Origin of the sequence: Paracoccus aestuarii, from assembly GCF_028553885.1 — a bacterium.
Lineage (GTDB): Bacteria > Pseudomonadota > Alphaproteobacteria > Rhodobacterales > Rhodobacteraceae > Paracoccus > Paracoccus aestuarii.
In genome coordinates, this window is record NZ_CP067169.1 from 441,335 (window position 1) to 457,095 (window position 15,761).

Below are 15,761 nucleotides of genomic sequence, written 5' to 3' on the forward strand. Positions count from 1 at the left end.
CCATTCGCTCATGCCCCTATGCTAGGCTTGGGGGCATGATGTCGATTCGGCCGCCCACCACCCATGTCGTGCTGATGGACGGCACCTTCGCCTCGCTGGCCGATGGGCGGCGCAGCTCGATCGGGCGCATCCACCGGCTGCTGACGGGCCAGCTGGGGGCGATGCCGCCGGGGCGCATCCGCATCCATTACGGAATGGGCCAGCAATGGGCGCGCTGGCGCACCCTTCCGGACCTGATCATGGGCCGCATCCTGGAATCGCGCATCACCGAGGCCTATGGCTGGCTGGCCAGCGGCTATCATCCCGGCGACCGGATCTTCATGATGGGCTATTCCCGGGGGGCCTTTGCGGTGCGCAGCCTTGCGGGGATGATCGGGCGGATCGGCCTGTTGCGGGCCGATGCCGCGACGGAGCGTCATATCCGCCTGGCCTGGCGATATTATTCCGAGGGCGGGACGGCCCAGGCCCTGGGCGCGTTCCGCAGGCGGCGCTGCCATGCGGCGGCGCCGATCCGCATGCTGGGCTGCTTCGACACGGTCATGGCCTTGGGGCTGCGGCTGCCGATCCTGTGGATGCTGACCGAGCCGCGTTTCCGGTTCCATGACGCGCATCTGGGCCAGGGGGTGTAACACGGGTTCCAGGCCCTGGCCCTGGACGAGACACGGGCCGTCTTTGCGCCGCTGCTCTGGGATGACGATCACAGCGCGGGGCGGGTCCAGCAGATGTGGTTCCGGGGCGCCCATCCCGATATCGGCGGGCAGTTGTCGGGGTTCGAATTCGCGCGGCCCTTGGCCAATATCCCGCTGGTCTGGATGCTGGACCGGGCCGAATCGGTGGCGCTGCCCTTGCCTGCGGATTGGCGCGACCTGTTTCCCTGCGACCCGACCGCGCCATCCATCGGCAGCTGGCGGAACTGGGGCAAGGCCTTTCTGGCGCGCGCGCCCCGGCTGGCGGGCCGGTTCGACAGCGAGGCGCTGCATCCCACCGTGCCCCAGCCCTATCCGGGGCCGGCGCTGCTGACGGGGGGGCTGGCGCCGCATCGGGCGGCGCGGGGTCGGGCCTTCAGGCGGGCCCGGCCCGATCACGCCTGATCGGGCGTCAGGCCACGGCCTCCAGCCCCGGCTTGGGGCGCACACCCAGGGCGGCGCAGACGTCGCGGGTCAGCTCGGGGCGGTTCAGCGTGTAGAAATGCAGCTGATCGACCCCGCCCGCGATCAGGCTTTCGCACAGATCGACGCAGAGGCCCGTGGCCACGGCGCGCACCGCCTCCGGTCCCTCCAGCGTGGCGGCGGCAAAGGCGTCCTCGGCCCAGTCCGGCACGGTGGTGTTGCAGGTCGCGGCAAAGCGTTTCGTGCCCGCCCAGCTCTGGACCGGCAGGATGCCGGGGATGACGGGCGCGTCGATCCCCGCCGCCGCGCAGCGGTCGCGGAACCGGAAGAAGGTGTCGGGCTCGAAGAAGAACTGGGTGATGGCGCTGGTCGCCCCGGCATCCAGCTTGCGCTTCAGCCAGGTCACGTCGGCGGCCTCGTCGCCGCTGTCGGGATGGGGTTCGGGATAGGCGCCGCAGCGGATGGTCATGTCGCCGCGCGCCGCGATCGCCTCGATCAGCTCGACCGAATTGGCGAAGCCCTCGGCATGGGGGGTGAAGCGGTCGGCCCCCTTGGGCGCGTCGCCGCGCAGGGCCACGATCTCGCGGATGCCGGCATCGGCATAGGATTGCACGATCTCCATCGTCTCGGCGCGGGTGGCCTCGACGCAGGTCAGGTGGGCCGCGACCTGCAGACCGAACTGGCGGTTGATCGTGGTCACGGCCTCATGGGTCAGCTGGCGGGTGGTGCCGCCCGCGCCATAGGTGACGGACACGAAATCCGGATCCAGGGGCGCCAGCGCGCGCGCCGTCTCCCACAGCTTGAACGAGGCCTCCAGCGTCTTGGGCGGGAAGAATTCGAAGCTGACCTTGGGGGCGGGCATGGCGGTTCCTTTCACTCTCGGGGGGCCTTGTGCCATGCGGCGCGGCGTGAGACAAATTCATAATCCTCAACATCAACCTGAGTTCCGCTCATCATGCATCTGGAATTGCGGCATCTGCGCACCGTCCACGCGATCCACGAACAGGGGGGCCTCGCCCGCGCGGCCGAGGTGCTGAACATCACGCAAAGCGCGCTGTCCCATCAGGTCAAGGCGCTGGAGGAACAGGCGGGGACCGCGCTGTTCGTGCGCCGCGCCAAGCCGATGCGCCTGTCGGCGGCGGGGATGCGTCTGCTGCGCCTGGCCGAACAGGTCCTGCCCTTGGTCGCCGCCACCGAGGCCGAGTTCAAGGGCGTCGAGGCCGGTCGCATCGGGCGGCTGCATATCGCGATGGAATGCCATGCCTGCTTCGACTGGCTGCTGCCGGTGCTGGACATCTTTCGCCGCGCCTGGCCGGATGTGGACGTAGACATCCGCCAGCGCCTGGCCTTCGGCGCGCTGCCCGCCCTGCTGCGCGAGGAGGTGGACCTGGTGATCTCCTCGGACCCCGAGGATCTGGCGGGCGTGACCTTCCAGCCGCTGTTCGATTACGCCCCCACGCTGGTCGTGCCCGCGGATCATCCGCTGGTCGCCAAGGGCCATGCCGACCCCGCCGATCTGGCCGACCAGACGCTGATCACCTATCCGATGGACCGCGCGCGGCTGGATGTCTTCAGCCAGTTCCTGACCCCTGCCGGGGTGGAACCCGCCCGCCAGCGCACGGTCGAGCTGACCGCCGTGGCGGTCATGCTGGTGGCCTCCGGGCGCGGGGTGGCGGTCATGCCCGATTGGGTGCTGCGGCGCGAGGCGGCGAACCCCGAACTGGCCCTGCTGCCCTTGGGTCCGCAGGGGATCCGGCGCAGGCTTTATGCCGCGGTGCGCTCGGACGACCTGTCCCAGCCCTACATGGCCCATGTGCTGCGCCTGTCGCGGACCGAGCCTCTGCGCATGCTGCGCGGTGCCGCCGCCTGATGCTTGGCTTTCCGGCGCGCCTGCCCTATGACGCGCCCAACCCCTATTCCCGGAGCATGTGATGGCAAGCGCCAATCTGAATGTCATGATCAAGGCCGCCCGCAAGGCCGGGCGCGGCCTCGTCAAGGATTTCCGCGAGGTCGAGAACCTGCAGGTCAGCGTCAAGGGTGCGGGCGATTTCGTCACCCGCGCCGACCGCGAGGCCGAACGCCTGATCAAGGAGGAGCTGATGACCGCCCGCCCCAGCTATGGCTGGGTCGGAGAGGAGACCGGCACGGATGAGGGCGACGACCCCACCCGCCGCTGGCTGGTCGATCCCTTGGACGGGACCACCAACTTTCTGCACGGCCTGCCGCATTGGGCGGTCAGCATCGCGCTGGAACACAAGGGCGAGATCGTGGCCGCCGTCATCTTCGACGCCGCCAAGGACGAGCTGTTCGTCGCCGAAAAAGGCGGCGGCGCCTTCATGAACGACCAGCGCCTGCGCGTCTCGGGGCGCACGCGGCTCGCCGATTCGGTCTTTGCCACGGGTATCCCCCATGCGGGCACCGGGCCGCTGCCCGCGATGATCCAGGACCTGGCCCAGCTGATGCCGGTCGCGGCGGGGGTGCGGGGCTTTGGCTCGGCGGCGCTGAACCTGGCTTATGTGGCGGGCGGGCGCTTTGATGGATATTGGGAACGCGGCACGAAATCCTGGGACGTGGCCGCGGGCATCCTGATGGTGCGCGAGGCCGGGGGCTTCGTCCACGGCATCCGCGAGGGCGACGACCCGCTGGAATCGGGGCGCATCATCGCCGCGAACCCGACCCTGATGGAGCCCTTTGCCAAGATCATCCGCAGCCGCGACTGATTGGCGCCACGCGGGGTTGCATGATGCGCAATCGCGCTTGACGCCGCGTCGGGGCGGGCGCAACAGGGGCGCGATCCGAAAGGCGCGCCCATGTCCGACGACCGCACCCAGCCCCCCTATGTCGCATCGGCCGCGGTGGCCGCGCCGCCGCCGCTGCCGCCCGGCACCCCGACGCCCGCGCGCGACCGCACGGGGCTGGCCATCGGGCTGATGTGCCTGGTCAGCCTGATCTTCGCCTTCCAGGACGTGTTCTCGCGGCTGCTGGGGGGCGATTACCCGCCGGTGCTGATCGTGATGATCCGCTACTGGGTCTTTGCGGGCTTCGTGATCGTGCTGGTGGCGCGCCAGCCCGGCGGGCTGCGCCGCGCGATCCGCACCCGCCGCCCGCTGACCCAGATCGCCCGCGGTGTCATCCTGGCGCTGGAGGTGCTGCTGATGGTCGAGGCCTTCGTGCGCCTCGGCCTGATCGAGACCCATGCCGTCTTTGCCGTCTATCCGCTGCTGGTCGCGGCCCTGTCGGGGCCGGTCCTGGGCGAACATGTCGGCTGGCGGCGCTGGACGGCCATCGCAATCGGCTTTTGCGGCATCATCGTGATCCTGGATCCCGGCGCGGGCGTGGCCAGCGTCACCGCGCTGCTGCCCTTGGGGGCGGCGCTGCTGTTTGCGCTTTACGGCTTGCTGACGCGGCATGTGTCGCGGGACGACCCGTCCATGGTCAGCTTCTTCTGGACGGGCATCGCGGGGGCGGTGGCGATCACGCTGGTGGGGATCTGGGACTGGCAGTGGCTGGCGCCGCGGGACTGGGTCTGGATGGGCTTGCTCTGCATCTGCGGGATGACCTCGCATTACCTGATGATCCGCAGCTACGAGCTGGCCGAGGCATCCGCCCTGCAGCCCTTCGCCTATACCCAGCTGGTCTGGGTCAGCATCCTGGGCGTCTGGCTGTTCGACGAACGGCTGCGCGGCAATGTGGTGATCGGCTGCGCGATCGTGGTGGGGGCGGGGCTGTTCACTCTGTGGCGACAGCGGCGGCGGTCGTCGTGAACCAGTCATCGGGCAGGCGCGGCCCGATGAAGGGCTTGGGCACCGGCCGCGCCGACAGGGCCAGGGTCAGCCGCGCGGGCGGCGGCGGCACCTGACCGCCCCCCGACAGGTCCCACCGGGTCACCACCGGGGCGGGCTTGCCATGGATGCGGGCGCGATAGATGGGCAGGGCCTCGGCCACGCGCATGACGTAGTTGCGGGTCTCGTCGAAGGGGATCAGCTCGACCCAGTCCACGGGATCGGCATCGCGGCGCAGATCCCCGAAATCGCCCAGCCAGCGCGCCGGACGCCCGGGCCCGGCATTGTAGCCCGCCGCGATCAGCGCGACCGACGGCCCGAAGCGGTCGGCCAGGTCGGTCAGATACTGCGCCCCGATCCGCGCGTTATAGGCCGCGTCGCTGGACAGCCGCCCCAGGTCATAGGGGATGCGCAGCTGGCGCGCGACCTGCTCGGCCGTGCCCGGCATGACCTGCATCAGACCCTGCGCGCCGACCGGGCTGGAGGCTGTGTGGTTGAATTCCGATTCCTGCCGCGCGATGGCCATGACCAGCTCCGGCGGCGGGCCCAGATCCTCGCGTTCCAACCCGGTCAGGGGGAAATGCGCGACGGGCCAGATGACGCCCTGGTTCGCGGATTGCTTGGCCAGGCGCAGGCCGTGCCAGGGGGTGCCTGCCTCGTACATCAGGCGCGACATGCGGGCGATGTCCTCGGGCGTGGCGGATTGCGCCAGATGCAGCAGAAAGCGCTGCGCATCGTCGCGCCGGCCGCTGGCGACCAGCCACAGCGCGGCGCGAAAGAGCCCGTCGCCCCGCAGGTCGCTGCCGCGCCAGTCGGGCAGCGTGTCGATGGCCTGATCGGCCACCGCGTAGTCGGGCGGCAGGGTGCGGCCCAGCTTGCCCATCGCCAGCTGGCCGTAATAGGTGCCCGGCATGTCGGCAGCGGCGCCATAGGCCGTGCGGGCGCGGTCGTCGCGGCCCAAGGCCTCATGCGCGCGGCCCTGCCAGTAATGGGCGCGCGACAGGCTGATCGCCGAACCGACGACGGTTTCCAGATGGCTGAAATGATCCAGCGCCCGGTTTGCATCACCGGTGCGCAGGGCGGCCCACCCGGCCAGCCATTCCAGATCGGCGTAGTGGCGGTTGTCGGGGGTCAGGAAATGCGGATGGGCCAGGCGCAGCGCCCGGTCCCAATCGCCGTTGCGCATCGCCAGCCGCACGTAATCGACCCGCATCGAGGCCCACCGGGCCGGATCGCGCAGCGCCTCGGCATCGGTCGACGCCTCCAGCAGCAGGGCCTGGGCGCCCTCGTGCTGGCGGGCGCCGACGCGCCAGTCGAAGCGGTCCATGGCCAGGCCCGGATCGGCACGCTGATCATCGGGCAGGGCCAGGATCAGGCCGTCCACGCCCTCGCGCCCGGCCTGCAGCGCGATGCGGGCGCGGGGCAGGGCGCGGGCGGGTTCCTCCAGCCGGTCCAGCAGGCGTTCGGCCTGGGCCCATTCGCGCCGGTCCAGCATGGCGGTGACCCGGTCGGGGATCAGCGCGGCCAGGTCGGGATGGGCGGCCAGCAGGGCGGCCTCGTCCGCGGCCTCCAGCGGGCGGGTCAGGAAGAAGGTCTGGCGGGCGGCCCGGGCCTCGGGCTGGGGCAGCAGGGCGGCCAGCGCCTCCAGGCCTTGGCGGGTGGCGGGGGCGCGGCCGTCATAGAACAGGCGGATGTCGTCGGGATCCGCGCCGGGGCGCAGCTTGGCCTCGGCCCGCTGGATCAGCAGATCGAGGCCGGGCCAGTCGGGATGGGCGCGCAGGAAATCGGCGTAATCGGCGAAATCGCCATGGCCCGCGCGCAGGGCGTGCCATGCGACCAGGCTTTCGCCCAAGGGGCCCGCGCGCAGGGCCGCGTCGCGGGCGGTCACCCAATCGCGGGCCTGGGTCGCGGCCAGGGCCAGCGCCATCGCGCCGGGATCCTCGGACCGGGCCGGGGTTGCCAGGGGAAGGGCCAGCAGCAGGCCCGCGGTCATCATGTCACGCAGAAGTCGCATCACCGCCCTGTGTCGCCGCCATGGCGGTCCGGTGCAATACACAACCTTGGCAAGTTCGCCGGCCAAGGATAGTGAGGGCGCCGGAATTGCCGCCATTCACCAAGGATCATCATGGAGCGTGTCATGTTCAAAGGGTCGATGCCAGCCCTCGTCACGCCGTTCACTCCGAACGGCGCGCTGGATCTGGACACGCTGAAGAAGCTGGTCGAATGGCAGATCGACCAAGGCAGCCACGCCATCGTGCCCGTGGGCACCACCGGCGAAAGCCCGACCCTGACCCATGAGGAGCACCGCACCGTCATCGAGGAGGTCGTGCGCGCCGTGGACGGCCGCGTGCCGGTGATCGCGGGGGCGGGGTCGAATTCGACCCGCGAGGGGATCGGCCTGCTGCAGCATGCGGCCAGCGTGGGCGCGGATGCGGGGCTGGTCGTCACGCCCTATTACAACAAGCCGACGCAGGCGGGGCTGATCGCGCATTACACCGCGCTGACGGATGCCTGCGACCTGCCGATCATCATCTACAACATCCCGGGCCGGTCGGTCGTGGACATGATGCCCGAGACGATGGGGGTTCTGGCGCAGATCCCCTCGATCATCGGGGTCAAGGACGCGACCGGCAAGCTGGAGCGGGTGAGCTGTCAGCGCATGACCTGCGGGGCGGATTTCATCCAGCTGTCGGGCGAGGATGCGACGGCCCTGGGCTTCAACGCCCATGGCGGGGTGGGCTGCATCAGCGTGACGGCGAATGTGGCGCCGCGGCTCTGCGCGGATCTGCAGGAGGCGACGCTGCGGGGCGATTACGCGGCGGCCTTGGCGATCCAGGACCGGCTGATGCCGCTGCATCTGGCGATCTTCGTCGAGCCGGGGCTGGTGGGCGCGAAATACGCGCTGTCGCGCCTGGGCATGTGCGACGAGCGCGTGCGCCTGCCGCTGACGCCGCTGACCGAGCCGACGCGCCGCCTGATCGACGCGGCGTTGGAGCATGCCGGCCTGACCTGAGTTGCGTCCCGCGACGGCGGGGGGCCAGCCCCCCGCACCCCCCTTGTCGGTCTGTGGGTGGTCAGCGCGCGCCCAGGCCCGCGCGCATCATCAGCCGCCGCACCGGCGTCACCGCATACAGCCCGCCGAGCGCCGCCGCCCGCAGGTCGCGCAGCGGGCGCAGGCGCAGCTGGCTGGCGCGGTTCAGCGCGTCGATGCCCAGGATGCGCGCCATCGCCTCGGGGCGGCGGCTGCGGTCGTAGCGCGCCAGGCTCTCGGCGCTGCCCGCATCGGCGCGGCTGAGATCCAGCAGCGCCGAGAGGTCCGCGAGGCTCATGTTCAGGCCCTGCGCGCCGATGGGGGGCAGGACATGGGCGGCCTCGGCGATCAGTGCGGTGCGGGGGCCGGTGAAGCGGTGGGCGATCTGGCTGATGATCGGCCATGCGGTCAGCCGCGTTGCCGGGCGCAGATGGCCGAGGACGCCTGCCGAGCGGTCGTTCAGCGCCGCCTCGAAGGCGGGGGCGGACAGGGCCGTCAACGCGTCGATGGCTGCGGCGTCATCCATCCAGACCACGGCCGATCCGGGCCTGCCGTCGCGGTCGGGCAGGGGAACCAGCGTGAAGGGCCCGCCCGCGCGATGCACCTCGGTCGAGACGTTGTGATGGGGCTGGTCATGCGTGACCGCGAAGGCTAGCGCCTTTTGCCCGTAGCGCCAGGTGCGCACCCCGATGCCCAAGGCGCGCCGGACCGCCGAATCGCGCCCATCCGCGCCGATCAGCAGGCGGGCGCGCAGGCGGCGGCCGTCGGTCAGGGTCACCACCGCCCCTTCGGATCGGGCCAGGACCGTCGCCGTACCGGTGCCGTGGATCACCCGGACCGAGGGCAGGGCGTGGATGCGCGCCATCAGCTCGCGCCGCATCAGCCAGTTGGGCAGGTTCCAGCCGAAGGGCTGGTCGCCGATCTCGGCCGCGTCGAAATCGCGGGTCAGGCGGGGGGTGGGCGCCGTGCCGCCCGCATCGACGATGCGCATGACCTGCAGGGCGGTGGCGTGGGGGGCGAGGGCCTCCCACAACCCGATGCGTTCGAAAAGCGCGACGGACGGCGTCAGGAAGGCGGTGGAGCGCAGGTCGGCGCCTGCCGCGTCCTCCTCGGTCACCGGGGGGGCGGGGTCGACGCAGAGGACCGAGAACCCCTCGGCCCCGAAGGCGCAGGCGGCGATCAGCCCGGCCAGCCCGCCGCCCGAGATCAGGATGTCGATGTCGTCGATGCGCGTGTCGGTCATGGCATGCCCTTTCGGTGTGCGCCCAGACTGCCCCGCCGCGCGGGCGGGGGAAAGGGGCGGCGCTGTCGCAGTCAGACCAGCGCGCGCAGGAAACCGGTCAGGTCATGGGTGCGGTGCTGGACATGGGGGCCGACCCCACCCGTCAGTGCGTCGGGCCCGTGGCGGCCGTCGCCCACCAGCACGGTACACATGCCCAGGTCGTGCGGCACGATCAGGTTGCGCGGGTCATCCTCGAAGAAGGCGGCCCGGGCGGGGTCGATGCCGGAGGCGGCCAGGATCGGCGCATAGGCGCGGGGGTCGGGCTTGGGGTGAAAACCCGCCTCCTCGATGCCATAGACGGCGTCGAACAGGTCCTCGGGCAGGGCGCGGGCGGCCAGCACGCGGCGGGCGTAACCCGCATCGCCATTGGTGTGGATGATCCGCCGACCCGGCAGGGCCGCGATGGCCGCAGCCAGGTCCGGGTCCGGTTCCAGCACCGAGAAGTCGATGTCATGCACATCGGCCAGATAGGCCGCGGGATCGACCTGATGTTCGGCCATCAGCCCGGCCAAAGTGGTGCCGTGCAGGCGCCAGTATTCGGCGCGCAGGCGGTTCGCGTGATCCTGCGGCACGTCCAGCGCGCGCATCATCCAGGCGGTCATCCGGACCTCGATCTGCGCGAAAAGCTGCGCCTCGGGCGGATAGAGGGTGTTGTCCAGATCGAAGATCCAGGCGGTGACATGCGAAAAATCCATGGCCCGGGCATAGCTTGCGCGCTGGCCGCTTGCAATTCGGCGCGCGCGGGCCAATCGTTCGCGGATGAAAGACGCCTATTCCCTGATCCTGACCGCCATCGAGGGCGGCACATACCGCCCCGGCGACCGGCTGGTCGAATCCGAGCTGGCCGAGCGGTTCGGCGTCAGCCGCACCCCCGTGCGCGAGGCGCTGCAGCGGCTGGAGACCCAGGCCATGCTGGTGCGCGACGGGCGCAGCCTGATCGTGGCCTCGCTGGACCACAACCAGCTGGCCGAGCTGTATACCGTGCGGGCCGAGCTGGAGGCGCTGGCCGCGCGCCTGGCCGCCCGCCACGCCACGCCCGAGGAGGTGCGCGTTCTGGCCCAGATGGTCGAGGAGGACCGCCGCGCCAAGGGCGACCCCGAGGCGCTGGCCCGCGCCAACAAGCGGTTCCACCGCCAGATCCACCTGGCCTCCCACAACCGCTATCTGGTCCAGCAGCTGGACCTGGTGCACCGGACCATGGCGCTGATGGCGCGGACCTCGCTGGCGGCCGAAGGGCGGGGCGAGACCGCGCTGGCCGAACATGCCCGCATCGTGGATGCGATCGCGGCGGGGGACGGGGCGGCGGCGGACCGCGCGCTGCGCCAGCATATCTCGATGGCCTGGGAGACGCGGCTGAAGCTGGAGGCGCAGGCGGGTGGCTGAACCGCGGCTGATCCTGACCCAGGACGACATCGACGAGGGCTGCGCCCATCTGGCGGCGGTCTGCCCGGTCTGGGCGCGGGTGCTGCCGGAGCTGGGGCCGCTGCCCTTGCGCCGCCAGCCGGACGGGTTCGGGGCGATGGCGCAGGCGATCGTGGGTCAGCAGGTCTCGGTCGCGGCGGCGGCGGCGATCTGGGGGCGGCTGCAGGCCGCCGGGCTGGACCGGCAGGCGACGCTGCGCGATGCCGAGGACGAGACCTTGCGCGCGGCAGGGCTGTCGCGGGCCAAGGCGCGCTATCTGCGTGGGATCGCGGCGGCGGGGCTGGATTGGGAAGGCCTGCGCGATCTGCCCGACGACCGGGCCATCGCGGATCTGGTCGCGCTGCCCGGAATCGGCGTCTGGACGGCCGAGATCTATCTGAAATTCGCCTTGGGCCGCGCGGATGTCTTTGCGGCGGGCGATATGGCCCTGCAGGAGGCCGCGCGCGGCCTGTACGGGCTGGCCGACCGGCCGCGCGCCGCGGCGCTGCGGATGATGGCCGAGCCGTGGCGGCCATGGCGCGCGGTTGCGGCGCGGGGGCTGTGGGCCTATTACCGATGGGCCAAAGGACGCGAGGGAACGCTATGACCGAACCGCTGCAATCCGCCCGCCGGGGCCCCGAAAAGGCCGGATCGGTCGTCGTCTTCCTGCATGGCTATGGGGCGGACGGCACCGACCTTTTGGGCCTGGCCGAACCGCTGGCCCCGCATCTGCCGGACACGGCCTTCTATGCCCCCGACGCGCCCGAGCCGTGTCGCAACAATCCGATGGGGTTTCAGTGGTTTCCCATCCCCTGGCTGGACGGATCGTCCGAGACGGATGCCCGCATCAGCATGGACCAGTCGGTGGACCGGCTGAACGATTTCCTGGACGAGGTGCTGGCCGCCGAAGGGCTGGGCGCGGAGCGCATGGTGCTGGTGGGCTTTTCCCAAGGCACGATGATGGCGCTGCATGTCGCCCCCCGCCGGGGCGAGGCCGTGGCCGGGATCGTCGGATTTTCGGGGCGGCTGCTGTCGCCCGAGGCCGTGGCGGCCGAAGCGCGGGTCAAGCCGCCGGTGCTGCTGATCCATGGCGATCAGGACGAGGTCGTGCCCTTCGACGACATGAACGTGGCGGGCCAGGCCCTGCAGGGGGCGGGCTTCACCGTCTATGGCCATGTCATGCAAGGCACCGGGCATGGCATATCGCCCGACGGGCTGTCGGTGGCGCTGGCCTTCCTGCGCGAGCATCTGCCGGGGTGATCTGTCACGCTGCCGTCATGCCGGGCAGTTAGAAGGTCGCAGGACCCGAATAGATGCGGGGGCTTGCCAGATGGTCGCCGCCATATATAGTCGGGACAACGGATCTGACGGGCGCCCCGGTCAACCCCACGGGGCAGACGGGAAGGCGCTATGCTGGACGACCATCAACACCCCGACTTTCGAACGCATTTCGTGCGCGAACCGGCGAACCTGCGCCACTATCCCGCGCTGGTGCTGAATGCCGATTATCGCCCGCTGAGCTATTATCCGCTGTCCTTGTGGCCGTGGCAGGAGGCGATCAAGGCGGTGTTCCTGGACCGGGTCAGCATCATCGCCGAATATGATCACGAGGTCCGAAGTCAGCGCCAGGCCTTCCGGATCCCGTCTGTCGTGGTGCTGAAGGATTTCGTCAGACCCCAGAAGCGCGTGGCCTTCACGCGCTTCAATCTTTTTCTGAGGGACGAATTCTGCTGCCAGTATTGCGGGGCCAAGGGGGATCTGACCTTCGATCACGTCATCCCGCGGTCGCGCGGCGGCATCACCAGCTGGGAAAACGTCGTCGCGGCCTGTTCGCCCTGCAACCTGCGCAAGGCCAATCGCAGCCTGCGCCATTCGGGCCTGACGCTGCGCAAGCCGCCGCGCCAGCCCTCGGCCGAGGAGATGCATGCCATCGGCCGGCGCTTTCCGCCGAACCATCTGCATGACAGCTGGATGGATTTCCTGTACTGGGATGCCGAACTGGACAGCTGATCAGGCGTCGTGATCGCGCCCGTCGCGCAGGTTCAGATGCACGAGCAGCGCGGCGCTGAGCGCGACCAGCACGAAGGCCACCGGAGGGATGCCCGCCGAGAGCCCGACCCAGATGGTCAGGGCGGCCGCCATCACGACCAGGGCGATCATCGCGAGGAAATGGGTCAGCGGCATGGGACACTCCTTCTCCTGACCGTCAATATGGGCAAGGGGGCGGGTGTTGGAAAGCCCGCCCGTCCAATCTTCGGCGTTTTCGGCGCGGGGATGCCGGGGGGCGGGCGGTTTTGCCGCAGGGCGGCCTTGACCCATGGGGCGGGCGGTCCTATCTGGAGGCCCGAGGACGACCTCAGTGACCGCGATCATGCGCGGGACGATCAGCCGGGACGACCCGGATCCTGTCGAGAGGTGTCGTCAATGCCCTGGGTCCTTGTCTTTCTTGCCGGTCTGCTGGAGATTCTCTGGGCGACCTCGATGAAATATTCGCAGGGCTTCACCAAGCCCGCGCCGACGCTGGTGACCATCGTCGCGATGATCCTGTCCTTCTGGCTGCTGGCCACGGCGATGCGGACGCTGCCCCTGGGCACGGCCTATATGGTCTGGACGGGCATCGGCGCGGTGGGCAGCTTCATCGTCGGCGTGGTCTTTCTGGCCGAGCCCGCGACGGCCATGCGGCTGGCGGCGGCGGCTATGATCGTGGCGGGCATCGTGACGATGAAACTGGCGTCCTGATTGCGTCCCGCGACGGCCGGGGGCGCTGGCGCCCCCCGGACCCCCCGCCGCGCCGCGCCGGACGGCCCCGGTCGAATAGACAGAAAACCTCTTGAATGGCGTGCCGGGGGTAATTTCATTCCGCCGCGCGGGATGCTAAACGCAATCCCAGCCAAAGGAGATCAGCCCATGCCCGCCTATCGTTCCCGCACAACCACCCATGGCCGCAACATGGCCGGCGCCCGTGGCCTGTGGCGCGCGACGGGCGTGAAGGACAGCGATTTCGGCAAGCCGATCATCGCCATCGTCAACAGCTTCACCCAGTTCGTGCCGGGCCATGTCCATCTGAAGGATCTGGGCCAGCTGGTCGCCCGCGAGGTCGAGGCGGCCGGCGGCATCGCCAAGGAGTTCAACACCATCGCCGTCGATGACGGCATCGCCATGGGCCATGACGGGATGCTCTATTCCCTGCCCTCGCGCGAGGTGATCGCCGATTCGGTCGAATACATGGTCAACGCCCATTGCGCCGATGCGATGGTCTGCATCAGCAATTGCGACAAGATCACGCCGGGGATGCTGATGGCCTCGCTGCGGTTGAACATCCCCACCGTCTTCGTGTCCGGCGGGCCGATGGAGGCCGGCAAGCTGGTCATGGAAGATGGCAGGCTGAAGGCGCTGGACCTAGTCGATGCCATGGTCGCGGCGGCCGACGATTCCTATTCCGATGCCCAGGTCGAGGCGATCGAGCGGTCGGCCTGTCCGACCTGCGGGTCCTGTTCGGGCATGTTCACGGCCAATTCGATGAACTGCCTGACCGAGGCCCTGGGCCTGTCGCTGCCCGGCAACGGATCGACCCTGGCCACCCATGCCGACCGCAAGCGCCTCTTCGTCGAGGCGGGCCACCTGATCGTGGATCTGGCCAAGCGCTATTACGAGGGCGACGATGCCAGCGTCCTGCCGCGCAACGTCGCCAGCTTTGCGGCCTTCGAGAATGCGATGACGCTGGACATCGCGATGGGCGGGTCCACGAACACGGTCCTGCACCTGCTGGCGGCCGCGCATGAGGCGGGGATCGACTTCACCATGTCCGACATCGACCGGCTGTCGCGCAAGGTGCCGGTCCTGTGCAAGGTCGCGCCCGCCAAGGACGACGTTCATATGGAGGACGTGCACCGCGCCGGGGGCATCATGGCGATCCTGGGCCAGCTGGACCGGGCGGGCCTGCTGGACACCTCCGTGGGCAGCGTCCATTCCGGCACGCTGGCGCAGGCGCTGGATCGGTGGGACGTGTCGCGGACCGAGGCTGCATCGGTCCATGACTTCTTCCGCGCCGCACCGGGCGGCGTGCCGACCCAGGTGGCCTTCTCGCAGTCGAACCGCTTCGACGATCTGGACCTGGACCGCGAGAAGGGCGTGATCCGCGCGCCGGAACATGCCTTCAGCAAGGATGGCGGGCTGGCGGTCCTTTACGGCAACCTGGCCGAGGATGGCTGCATCGTGAAGACGGCGGGCGTCGACGAATCGATCCTGACCTTCGAGGGGCCGGCCCATATCTTCGAGAGCCAGGATGATAGCGTCAGCGCCATCCTGACCGGCAAGGTCAAGCCGGGCGAGGTCGTGCTGATCCGCTATGAGGGGCCGCGCGGCGGGCCGGGCATGCAGGAGATGCTGTACCCGACCAGCTATCTGAAATCGAAGGGGCTGGGCAAGGAATGCGCGCTGGTGACCGACGGGCGCTTTTCGGGCGGGTCCTCGGGGCTGTCGATCGGCCATGTCTCGCCCGAGGCGGCCGAGGGCGGCACGATCGGCCTGGTCGAACAGGGCGACACGATCCGAATCGACATTCCGAACCGCCGGATCGAGCTGGTCGTGGATGACGCGACCCTGGCCGCGCGGCGCGAGAAGCGCGAGGCCGAGGGCTGGAAGCCCGCCAAGCCGCGCCAGCGCAAGATCTCGACCGCGCTGCGCGCCTATGCGGCGATGACGACCAGCGCGGCGCGGGGTGCGGTGCGGGTCATTCCCGACGGCATGGGGCAATGAGGCCGCCGTTCACCGCCTGTTAAGACCCCTCTGCTAGGCCATGGATGTTTCACGAGAGGCATCCATGGCATTTGCATCCATCAACTTCATTCACCCCCAAAGCGGACGGTTGCGCACAGCCCCGTCGGATTTCCCTGGACCACGCTGTTTTTCGCTTTGTTTCCCGCACTGCTGCGCGGTCATTGGGTGGCAGCCATCGTCATCGGACTGGCCGGGGCCCTGACCTGGGGCCTCTCGGGCCTCGTCTTCGCCTTCATCTACAATCGCTGGCACCTGAACCGCCTGATCGGTGAGGGATTCAAGGTCGCCAACGCCAGTCATGACGTGACCTATCTGGGCCAGCGCCTGCGTGTGGCCCTGCCTGCGGCCGAGGCGTCGGCCCTGCCTGCATGACCGGC

At 69.8% G+C, this 15,761-nt stretch carries 16 protein-coding genes and 1 pseudogene; 12 read left to right on the plus strand and 5 right to left on the minus strand.

Going from position 1 to position 15,761, the window contains the following annotated elements:
• Nucleotides 1-74: 74 nt before the first annotated feature.
• Nucleotides 75-1,091, plus strand: a pseudogene (locus tag JHW48_RS02205) (DUF2235 domain-containing protein).
• Between the two features lie 7 nt (nt 1,092-1,098).
• Here the strand turns inward: JHW48_RS02205 and metF are convergent.
• Complete coding sequence (gene metF / locus JHW48_RS02210) at nt 1,099-1,971, minus strand: methylenetetrahydrofolate reductase [NAD(P)H] (RefSeq protein ID WP_119884863.1); 873 nt, start codon at nt 1,969-1,971, stop codon at nt 1,099-1,101.
• A 93-nt stretch (nt 1,972-2,064) separates the two neighbouring features.
• On the opposite strand from metF, the gene JHW48_RS02215 reads away from it, so the two are divergent.
• From JHW48_RS02215 to JHW48_RS02225, 3 genes are all read left to right on the plus strand, one after another.
• Entirely contained in the window at nt 2,065-2,979 is a 915-nt protein-coding gene (locus tag JHW48_RS02215) for a LysR family transcriptional regulator (RefSeq protein WP_119884864.1), read from the plus strand.
• 58 nt (nt 2,980-3,037) lie between these two features.
• The gene (locus JHW48_RS02220) at nt 3,038-3,829 is read left to right on the plus strand and encodes an inositol monophosphatase family protein (RefSeq protein WP_119884865.1); all 792 of its coding nucleotides are present in this window, start codon (nt 3,038-3,040) and stop codon (nt 3,827-3,829) included.
• A gap of 90 nt (nt 3,830-3,919) precedes the next feature.
• Nucleotides 3,920-4,873: a DMT family transporter gene (locus JHW48_RS02225; protein WP_119884866.1), complete on the plus strand. Its 954-nt coding sequence runs from the start codon at nt 3,920-3,922 to the stop codon at nt 4,871-4,873.
• Here the strand turns inward: JHW48_RS02225 and JHW48_RS02230 are convergent.
• The gene (locus tag JHW48_RS02230) at nt 4,839-6,905 is read right to left on the minus strand and encodes a lytic transglycosylase domain-containing protein (RefSeq protein ID WP_170152206.1); all 2,067 of its coding nucleotides are present in this window, start codon (nt 6,903-6,905) and stop codon (nt 4,839-4,841) included. The two genes, JHW48_RS02225 and JHW48_RS02230, sit on opposite strands and share 35 nt — an antisense overlap.
• Before the next feature lie 123 nt (nt 6,906-7,028).
• Between JHW48_RS02230 and dapA the strand changes: the two genes are divergently transcribed.
• Complete coding sequence (gene dapA / locus JHW48_RS02235) at nt 7,029-7,904, plus strand: 4-hydroxy-tetrahydrodipicolinate synthase (protein WP_119884897.1); 876 nt, start codon at nt 7,029-7,031, stop codon at nt 7,902-7,904.
• Between the two features lie 61 nt (nt 7,905-7,965).
• On the opposite strand, the gene JHW48_RS02240 is transcribed toward dapA, so the two are convergent.
• A complete protein-coding gene (locus JHW48_RS02240) occupies nt 7,966-9,165 on the minus strand; it encodes a UbiH/UbiF family hydroxylase (RefSeq protein ID WP_119884868.1) in 1,200 nt (399 codons plus the stop codon).
• A 71-nt stretch (nt 9,166-9,236) separates the two neighbouring features.
• Entirely contained in the window at nt 9,237-9,899 is a 663-nt protein-coding gene (locus JHW48_RS02245) for a pyrimidine 5'-nucleotidase (RefSeq protein WP_119884869.1), read from the minus strand.
• A gap of 64 nt (nt 9,900-9,963) precedes the next feature.
• On the opposite strand from JHW48_RS02245, the gene JHW48_RS02250 reads away from it, so the two are divergent.
• The 4 genes from JHW48_RS02250 (at nt 9,964) to JHW48_RS02265 (ending at nt 12,615) form a co-directional block, all read left to right on the plus strand.
• Complete coding sequence (locus JHW48_RS02250; protein WP_119884870.1) at nt 9,964-10,587, plus strand: GntR family transcriptional regulator; 624 nt, start codon at nt 9,964-9,966, stop codon at nt 10,585-10,587.
• Complete coding sequence (locus JHW48_RS02255; protein WP_119884871.1) at nt 10,580-11,212, plus strand: DNA-3-methyladenine glycosylase family protein; 633 nt, start codon at nt 10,580-10,582, stop codon at nt 11,210-11,212. The genes JHW48_RS02250 and JHW48_RS02255 overlap by 8 nt, the downstream gene beginning before the upstream one ends.
• Nucleotides 11,209-11,865 (plus strand): alpha/beta hydrolase, encoded by a 657-nt coding sequence (locus JHW48_RS02260; RefSeq protein WP_119884872.1) that lies wholly within the window; start codon nt 11,209-11,211, stop codon nt 11,863-11,865. Before JHW48_RS02255 ends, JHW48_RS02260 begins: the two co-directional genes overlap by 4 nt.
• Nucleotides 11,866-12,015: 150 nt before the next feature.
• Nucleotides 12,016-12,615: an HNH endonuclease gene (locus JHW48_RS02265; RefSeq protein ID WP_119884873.1), complete on the plus strand. Its 600-nt coding sequence runs from the start codon at nt 12,016-12,018 to the stop codon at nt 12,613-12,615.
• Here the strand turns inward: JHW48_RS02265 and JHW48_RS02270 are convergent, their stop codons facing one another.
• Nucleotides 12,616-12,789, minus strand: a complete 174-nt coding sequence (locus tag JHW48_RS02270) for a hypothetical protein (RefSeq protein ID WP_170152207.1) — start codon at nt 12,787-12,789, stop codon at nt 12,616-12,618.
• Between the two features lie 240 nt (nt 12,790-13,029).
• Here JHW48_RS02270 and JHW48_RS02275 point away from each other — a divergent pair, with 240 nt between their 5' ends.
• From JHW48_RS02275 to JHW48_RS02285, 3 genes are all read left to right on the plus strand, one after another.
• Nucleotides 13,030-13,344 (plus strand): DMT family transporter, encoded by a 315-nt coding sequence (locus JHW48_RS02275; RefSeq protein WP_119884874.1) that lies wholly within the window; start codon nt 13,030-13,032, stop codon nt 13,342-13,344.
• A 168-nt stretch (nt 13,345-13,512) separates the two neighbouring features.
• On the plus strand, nt 13,513-15,363 hold the full coding sequence (ilvD, locus tag JHW48_RS02280; RefSeq protein ID WP_119884875.1) for a dihydroxy-acid dehydratase: 1,851 nt from the start codon (nt 13,513-13,515) through the stop codon (nt 15,361-15,363).
• Between the two features lie 186 nt (nt 15,364-15,549).
• On the plus strand, nt 15,550-15,756 hold the full coding sequence (locus JHW48_RS02285) for a hypothetical protein (protein WP_147388041.1): 207 nt from the start codon (nt 15,550-15,552) through the stop codon (nt 15,754-15,756).
• The last annotated feature ends 5 nt before the right edge of the window (nt 15,757-15,761 follow it).

Excerpts from the sequence above, each read along its gene's own strand:
- metF (WP_119884863.1), bottom strand. The coding sequence starts at position 1,971 with ATGCCCGCCCCCAAGGTCAGCTTCGAATTCTTCCCGCCCAAGACGCTG.
- JHW48_RS02215 (WP_119884864.1), top strand. The coding sequence starts at position 2,065 with ATGCATCTGGAATTGCGGCATCTGCGCACCGTCCACGCGATCCACGAA.
- JHW48_RS02225 (WP_119884866.1), top strand. The coding sequence starts at position 3,920 with ATGTCCGACGACCGCACCCAGCCCCCCTATGTCGCATCGGCCGCGGTG.
- JHW48_RS02230 (WP_170152206.1), bottom strand. The coding sequence starts at position 6,905 with ATGCGACTTCTGCGTGACATGATGACCGCGGGCCTGCTGCTGGCCCTT.
- dapA (WP_119884897.1), top strand. The coding sequence starts at position 7,029 with ATGTTCAAAGGGTCGATGCCAGCCCTCGTCACGCCGTTCACTCCGAAC.
- JHW48_RS02240 (WP_119884868.1), bottom strand. The coding sequence starts at position 9,165 with ATGACCGACACGCGCATCGACGACATCGACATCCTGATCTCGGGCGGC.
- JHW48_RS02245 (WP_119884869.1), bottom strand. The coding sequence starts at position 9,899 with ATGGATTTTTCGCATGTCACCGCCTGGATCTTCGATCTGGACAACACC.
- JHW48_RS02250 (WP_119884870.1), top strand. The coding sequence starts at position 9,964 with ATGAAAGACGCCTATTCCCTGATCCTGACCGCCATCGAGGGCGGCACA.
- JHW48_RS02260 (WP_119884872.1), top strand. The coding sequence starts at position 11,209 with ATGACCGAACCGCTGCAATCCGCCCGCCGGGGCCCCGAAAAGGCCGGA.
- JHW48_RS02265 (WP_119884873.1), top strand. The coding sequence starts at position 12,016 with ATGCTGGACGACCATCAACACCCCGACTTTCGAACGCATTTCGTGCGC.
- JHW48_RS02270 (WP_170152207.1), bottom strand. The coding sequence starts at position 12,789 with ATGCCGCTGACCCATTTCCTCGCGATGATCGCCCTGGTCGTGATGGCG.
- JHW48_RS02275 (WP_119884874.1), top strand. The coding sequence starts at position 13,030 with ATGCCCTGGGTCCTTGTCTTTCTTGCCGGTCTGCTGGAGATTCTCTGG.
- ilvD (WP_119884875.1), top strand. The coding sequence starts at position 13,513 with ATGCCCGCCTATCGTTCCCGCACAACCACCCATGGCCGCAACATGGCC.